The sequence below is a fragment of the uncultured Leifsonia sp. genome, from assembly GCF_945957465.1.
GTDB lineage: Bacteria > Actinomycetota > Actinomycetes > Actinomycetales > Microbacteriaceae > Leifsonia.
Genome location: NZ_CAMFLC010000094.1, coordinates 1 through 5693, shown reverse-complemented (window position 1 = coordinate 5693; position 5693 = coordinate 1). Strand labels below are relative to the sequence as shown.

Here is a 5693-nt window from a genome sequence, read left to right as displayed (position 1 = left end):
GAAAGTACTAGAGGCGGTGCTGAATAAATGAGACCCACAGCAGGGCTCACCTTCGGAGGACGTTACGAGCTGCAGTCGCGCATCGCGATCGGCGGCATGGGCGAGGTCTGGCAGGCGACGGACCTCGTCATCGGCCGCACCGTGGCGATCAAGATCCTCAAGGACGAGTACCTGGGCGATCCCGGCTTCCTCGAGCGGTTCCGCGCCGAAGCCAGGCACGCCGCACTGGTCAACCATGAGGGCATCGCGAACGTCTACGACTACGGCGAGGAGGAGGGCAGCGCCTACCTCGTCATGGAGCTCGTGCCCGGCGAGGCGCTCTCCACCATCCTGGAGCGCGAGCACGTCCTCAGCACCGACCGCACCCTCGACATCGTCGCCCAGACCGCCGCCGCCCTCCACGCCGCGCACGCGGCAGGTCTCGTTCACCGCGACATCAAGCCGGGCAACCTGCTGATCACTCCGGACGGCCGCGTCAAGATCACCGACTTCGGCATCGCGCGCATCGCCGACCAGGTCCCCCTCACCGCCACGGGCCAGGTCATGGGAACCGTGCAGTACCTGTCGCCGGAGCAGGCCTCCGGCCACCCCGCCTCACCGACGACCGACATCTACTCGCTCGGCATCGTCGCGTACGAATGTCTCGCCGGCCGCCGCCCGTTCACGGGCGAGTCGCAGGTGGCCATCGCGATGGCGCAGATCAACGAGGCTCCGCCCGAGCTGCCCGCCACCGTCGCGGAGCCGGTCCGCAACCTGGTGTTCGCCTGCATCGCGAAGAACCCGGCCGACCGGCCGGCGTCGGCTGCGCATCTCGCGCGCGCGGCACAGGCGCTGCGCCGCGGCGACACCCGCGCCGCGGCCGCGGCCGTGCCCGCGATACTCGGCGCCGCGGCTGCGACCGACGCCGCGACCGTGCTGATGACGTCGCCCAACGCGGCTCCCACCCAGGCCACCACGGTCCTCCCAGCCGCCGCCGCGGGGCAGGTCGTAGAGGAGGAGACCACGGAGGCCCCGGTCGAGGAGAAGAAGCGCAGCCCGTGGACGTGGCCGCTGATCGCCCTCATCGCCCTCCTCGCGCTCGTGCTGATCGGCACGATCATCGCGCTGCTCGCGCAGCCCAAGACACCGACGCCGACGACCACCACCACCGCGGCGCACACGCCGAACTCCCCCACGCCGTCTCCGACGCCGACGCAGACGAGCACGACTGTCCAGATCTCCGAGGGCGACTACCTCGGGCTCACGGCCGACCAAGCGCGCCAGAAGCTGCAGGCCGCGGGGATGGTCGCGGACGTCCAGACCGGATCGGCGGCGTCGACCGCCGGCGAAGTCAACACCGTCTACTCGGTCAACCCGACCGGCCCGGTGCAGAAGGGCTCGACCATCACCGTCAAGGTCTACGGCCCGGTGACGCCGATCCCGACGCCGTCCGACACGGTGTCGGCCAACCCGCCGTCGGGTCAGGGAGCCGCCAACTCCCAGATCACGGTCTCCTTCGGCTCCGCCACGTGTCCCGCCGGGCAGAATCTCACGGGGCGCCGGCTGTTCGTCAACGGCCAGCCGCAGGCGCCGGTGAACGACACGAAGTTCACGTGGTCCCCGACCGCTGCCGGCGACTACACGCTCAGCTACTCGATCTTCTGCAACCAGGGCGAGTCGGTCGAGTCCGCGCAGTCGCCGACCGCACCGTACACGGTCCTGCCTGCGGGAGGCCCCACCTCCACGCCCACCCCGTAAGCCGGAGCCCCGTGCGTCGGAGAGCCGGGAGCAACACGTGACCGCGCGTCCCCAGCACGGGGGAGACATCCAGAGTCGGCCCGCTACACTATCCGGAGCCCGTCACCCGAGAAGGAGTCGTCTTGAGCCCAGATAGCCGCCTGCTCGCAGGCCGATATCAGGTGGGCGAACTCGTCGGGCGCGGAGGCATGTCCGATGTGCACCGCGGCGTGGACACGCGGCTCGGGCGCACAGTGGCCATCAAGCTGCTGAAGCCGTCCCTCGCGACCGATCCGGCGTTCCGCACCCGGTTCCGTCAGGAGGCCCAGGCCGCGGCACGCATGACGCACCCGACGATCGTGCGTGTCTTCGATGCCGGCGAGGAGACCGTCCGTGAGCCGAACGGCCACGAGGCGCCGCTCCCGTTCATCATCATGGAGTACGTCGACGGCGTTCTTCTGAAAGATCTCATCAAGCGCGGGCCGCTCGAGGTCGCGGAGGCGGTGCGCATCACCGACGGCGTCCTGACGGCCCTCGAGTATTCGCATCGTGCCGGAGTCGTGCATCGCGACATCAAGCCCGGCAACGTCATGATCACCACGACCGGCCAGGTCAAGGTGATGGACTTCGGCATCGCCCGCGCGATCAGCGACTCCTCGGCGACCGTGGCGCAGACCACGGCCGTGCTGGGGACGGCGAGCTACTTCTCGCCCGAACAGGCCAAGGGCGAGACGGTCGATGCCCGCACCGACCTCTATTCCACCGGCGTCGTGCTCTTCGAGATGCTCACGGGCCGCCCGCCGTTCCGCGGCGACACCCCGGTCGCGGTCGCCTACCAGCACGTGAGCGAGACGCCGGTCGCTCCGAGCACCATCAACCACAAGGTCTCCCCGGCCATGGACGTCGTCGTGGCGCGGGCTCTCACCAAGGATCGCTTCGAACGCTATCAGACGGTCACCGACTTCCGGCACGACCTCGACGAGGCGGCCGCCGGTCGGGTCCCCGTCCACAAGAGCCAGGACGAGTTCGCTGAAACGTTGTTCGGCGCACCGCCCAGCTCCGTGTCGGGCCCGGAGGCCGCCTTCCGCCAGCTCGCCGAAGACCAGACTCTGGTGCGCACGCAGCGCCGGCCACCCGTCATCTGGATCTGGGCCGGTATCGCCGTCATGGCGGTCGTCATCGTCGCAGTGCTCGCCTGGGTTCTGCGGCTCGCACCCAGCGCGACGATGCCCGAAACCTCTCGCGAGGTTCCCAACCTCTCGGGCCAGCCGATCGACAAGGCCACCAAGCAGCTCGAAGACCTGCACCTCAAGTGGACCCAGACGAGCGAGGAGAGCTCCACCTACCCGACCGGCCAGGTGACGCGCACCGACCCGGCAGCGGGAATCGTCGTCGCCACCGGCGACACGATCACGGTCTACGTCTCGACCGGAAAGAAGGCGGTCTCCGTCCCCGACGTGACGAACATGACGCAGGACGCGGCCAAACAGGCCCTGCAGACCGCCGGGTTGACGGTCGGCCCGGTGACCACCGAGAACTCTGCCACCGTACCGGCGAATGTGGTGATCCAGACCGCCCCGGCGGCCGGCGGCTCAGCGCACGAGGGCGACGCCATCGCCCTCACCATCTCCAGCGGCAAAGTCACGCTGACCGATCTCACCGGTCAGTCGCTGACCGCGGCCACCGCGCTGCTCTCGCAGCTCGGCCTGACGGCGGATCCGAAGGCCGACCCCACCTGCCCGCAGAACTCGGGCACGCCGCTGGTGCACACCCAGTCCGTCGCCCCGGGCGACGTTCCCCAAGGGAGCACCGTCGGGCTCACCTACTGCTCGGGATAGCCGTTTCCTTGCCGCGCGACTCGCAGGGCAGCGACGTCGGTCAGCCCAGTTTGACGAGCGGGTTCAGGGAGCGCGCGGCCTCGGCCGCGCCACGCAGACCGGCGGCCTCCAGCCAGTTGCCCAGCATCCGATAGCCGCCCTCCGTCAACACGGACTCGGGATGGAACTGCACACCGTAGATCGGTGCGTCGCTGTGCTGAAGCGCCATGATGACCCCGCCTGCGGTGCGCGCAGTCACGATGAGTTCCGGCGGAAGAGTCCCGTCCACCACCGCGAGCGAGTGGTACCGCGTAGCGGTGAACGGCTGGGGAACGCCACCGAACAGGAGGCTGTCGTCGTGCTCGACCTGTGAGGTCTTCCCGTGCATCAGCTCCTCGGCATTGGTGACCACGCCGCCGAACGCCTCGGCGATCGCCTGGTGCCCGAGGCAGACTCCGAGCAGCGGCGTGCGCGATGCGAGCGCGAGCTCGACCACGGGGATGGAGACACCCGCGTCGGTGGGCTTTCCCGGCCCCGGCGAGACGAGCACAGCGTCGAAGTCGGCGACGCGCTCCGCGAGATCCGCCACGGCGATGTCGTCGTTCCGCACGACCTCCGTCTCGGCGCCCAGCTCGCGCAGGTAGCCGTTGAGCGTGTAGACGAAGCTGTCGTAGTTGTCGATGACGAGTACACGGGTCACGGGCCCACGGTACCTTCCTGCGGACCCAAGAGCGAATCCACCCAGGGGAAGACCCACGTGACGAGCGCCCAGAGAACGACGACGGCCAGGACGACCAGGATGAGGATCCGCAGCCAGATCGGGCCGGGCAGGATCCGCCACAACGCTCCATACATGTGTCAGCCTCCTGCCACCGCGGCGCGGATCTCGTCGGGGACGTCCTGAGTCGGGGCGAAGCCCTCGAACACGTTATAGGCGATCAGCCGCTCGCCGGCATGGAAGGGCGGATTGCAGGTGGTGATGGTCATCAGCCGATCGACCGGCTGGACGTCCGGGTGCCGTGGCACGGCGGCGATCACCTGCACCTGACTGGGCTGCACATACTCGAAGTTGCGGAAGACATAGGTGTACCAGCCGTCCTTGGTCTGCACGTAGATGCGATCGCCCACGCGAAGCTTCGACAGGTCGATGAAGGTGTTGCCCCAGCCGGAGTCGTGTCCGGCCACCGCGAAGTTGCCGACCTGGCCCGGCATCTGGGTGTCGGCGTAATGGCCGACGCCGGCGGTGTAGCTGTTCAGCACCTTCTCCACGTCGACCGTCTGCCGGATCGTGCGCTTCCAGTCCGCCCCGAGGCGCGGGATGTAGATCACGGCGAACGGATCGTAGTCCGCCGGGACGGCCATGACCGGCGGGTCGACCGACACCGGCTTCGAACCCTCGGTCGGCGTCGGCCGCGGAGTGGACGTGGCCTCGTCGATCCACTTCTTGCTCTGCTGTTCCGCCGCCGAGGTCTGCTGCCCGGACAGGACCAGGTTGTTCCACCAGACCTGCCAGCCCAGGAACAGCCCGACGAGAATGCCCGCGGTGATCAGCAGCTCGCCCACGACGCCGATGATGGTATCGACGGGGCCGCGCTTGCGCCGGGGCCTCCTGGCGACCCGGCGGCCGCCGGCGCCGCGGTGACGCTCGGGCTCGGCGGGTGCAGTCATATGACAGATTCTAATCGTGGGCGAGGCGTTGCAAGCCGGGTGTTTCCCGGGAACCGCACGCCTCGGTCGCCGCGAACCTCCAGTTCCCTCCCGCTACACTGTTGTGCTATGGCACGCACCAAGTCCAAGACCAAGCTCGAGCGCTCCGCACGCACCGAGCGCAGCTCGGCCGCAACAGGCGAGGACACCCCGAACCCCGTCTGGTTCAAGCCCGTGATGTTCGGCTTCATGCTCCTCGGGCTCATCTGGATCATCGTCTTCTACGTCAGCCAGAACCAGTACCCGATCCCCGCGCTCGGCGCGTGGAACATCCTGGTCGGCTTCGGTATCGCCTTCATCGGCTTTCTGATGACCACGCGGTGGCGCTGAGCGGCGTCCAGCCCTCTGTCCACTTATCCACAGCCCTTTTCCCCACAGCTCGGCCGCTGACAGTCGGCTTCTCCCCAGTGTTAATAAGCCTGTGGAGAGTTACACCGGTGTAATTATCCCCAC

The 5693-nt window shown here is 68.5% G+C and carries 6 protein-coding genes; 3 read left to right on the top strand and 3 right to left on the bottom strand.

Features of this window, described 5'->3' with window-relative positions; all coding sequences use genetic code 11:
- The first annotated feature begins 27 nt into the window (after positions 1 to 27).
- Positions 28 to 1737 (top strand): serine/threonine protein kinase, encoded by a 1710-nt coding sequence (locus Q0Q23_RS19565; protein WP_295128324.1) that lies wholly within the window; start codon positions 28 to 30, stop codon positions 1735 to 1737.
- Between the two features lie 122 nt (positions 1738 to 1859).
- Complete coding sequence (gene pknB / locus Q0Q23_RS19560; protein ID WP_295128322.1) at positions 1860 to 3554, top strand: Stk1 family PASTA domain-containing Ser/Thr kinase; 1695 nt, start codon at positions 1860 to 1862, stop codon at positions 3552 to 3554.
- A 40-nt stretch (positions 3555 to 3594) separates the two neighbouring features.
- Here the strand turns inward: pknB and Q0Q23_RS19555 are convergent, their stop codons facing one another.
- The 3 genes from Q0Q23_RS19555 to Q0Q23_RS19545 are packed head-to-tail and all read right to left on the bottom strand — an operon-like array spanning position 3595 to position 5201.
- Positions 3595 to 4233: an aminodeoxychorismate/anthranilate synthase component II gene (locus tag Q0Q23_RS19555; RefSeq protein WP_295128320.1), complete on the bottom strand. Its 639-nt coding sequence runs from the start codon at positions 4231 to 4233 to the stop codon at positions 3595 to 3597.
- Positions 4230 to 4388 carry a hypothetical protein gene (locus Q0Q23_RS19550; protein ID WP_295128318.1) on the bottom strand — a complete coding sequence of 53 codons (159 nt, stop codon included), beginning with the start codon at positions 4386 to 4388 and terminating at the stop codon, positions 4230 to 4232. Before Q0Q23_RS19550 ends, Q0Q23_RS19555 begins: the two co-directional genes overlap by 4 nt.
- Positions 4389 to 4391: 3 nt before the next feature.
- Entirely contained in the window at positions 4392 to 5201 is an 810-nt protein-coding gene (locus Q0Q23_RS19545) for a class E sortase (protein WP_295128316.1), read from the bottom strand.
- A 108-nt stretch (positions 5202 to 5309) separates the two neighbouring features.
- Between Q0Q23_RS19545 and Q0Q23_RS19540 the strand changes: the two genes are divergently transcribed.
- Positions 5310 to 5570, top strand: coding sequence for a cell division protein CrgA (locus Q0Q23_RS19540; protein ID WP_208038690.1), 261 nt, complete (start codon positions 5310 to 5312; stop codon positions 5568 to 5570).
- Positions 5571 to 5693 lie beyond the last annotated feature (123 nt).